Source organism: Pseudomonas sp. PICF6 (genome assembly GCF_009831705.1).
GTDB lineage: Bacteria > Pseudomonadota > Gammaproteobacteria > Pseudomonadales > Pseudomonadaceae > Aquipseudomonas > Aquipseudomonas rhizophila.
In genome coordinates this window covers 195,009-195,795 of sequence record NZ_WUUD01000011.1, presented here as the reverse complement: position 1 = coordinate 195,795, position 787 = coordinate 195,009, and the positions used below count along the sequence as shown (strand labels likewise).

1 protein-coding gene is annotated in these 787 nt (G+C 59.6%); it reads left to right on the top strand.

From position 1 onward, the window contains the following. Positions 1-241: hypothetical protein (locus GSM73_RS26510; RefSeq protein WP_218575615.1), on the top strand; the 241-nt coding region annotated here is incomplete at its 5' end. Between the last annotated feature and the right edge of the window lie 546 nt (positions 242-787).

Sequence of the window (787 nt, the reverse complement as noted above, 5' to 3'; positions counted from 1 at the left end):
TCACTTTTGGAAGAGCGCCAAAAGTAACCAAAAACGCTTTGCCCCACCACTCGGCACCTCGCCTAGGCTCGGTGTGCCTGAACGAAGGCATTGCTCCGTGGGCCGCCGCGAAGGGCCATCCATGGCCCAGCGCGGCTATCCCGGCATCCATGCCGGGATGCCCACTCCACAATGCCTGCGTTCGGCCAGCGTGGTTAACGGGGCGTCCGAGATCAACATCCTCCGCGAGGCGGCCTTATAGCCGACCTGTTTTTTTTGATGATCGCGTTTTTCCTGTGGGAGCGAGCCTGCTCGCGAAGAGGTCGACACATGCAACATCTTCGTCAACTGTGTAGCCGCCTTCTCAGCCTTGCGATAGTTCAGTTACATAGCGATTGAATTGGATGCCGTCATCGCGAGCAGGCTCGCTCCCACATTCGATCTTTCAGTGAGCACAAATTTATATCCAACACAGAACCACTGAGGGAGCGGGCTTGTTCGCGAAAAGGCCAACACACCCAACATCTTCATCGACTGTGATACCGCTTGCGTGAGCAAGCCCGCTCCCACAGGAGAAACGCGGTCCCACCAAGAATCAGGCCGGCTATAAGGCCGCCTCGCGGTGGACGTTGATCTTGGACGCCCCGTTAACCACGCTGGCTGAACGCAGGCGTTGCGCAGTGGGCAACCCGGCATGGATGCCGGGTTAGCCGCGCTGGGCCATGGATGGCCCTTCGCGGCGGGCCCACGGAGCAATGCCTTCGTTCAGGCACACCGAGCCTAGGCGAGGTGCCAAGTGGTGGGGCAT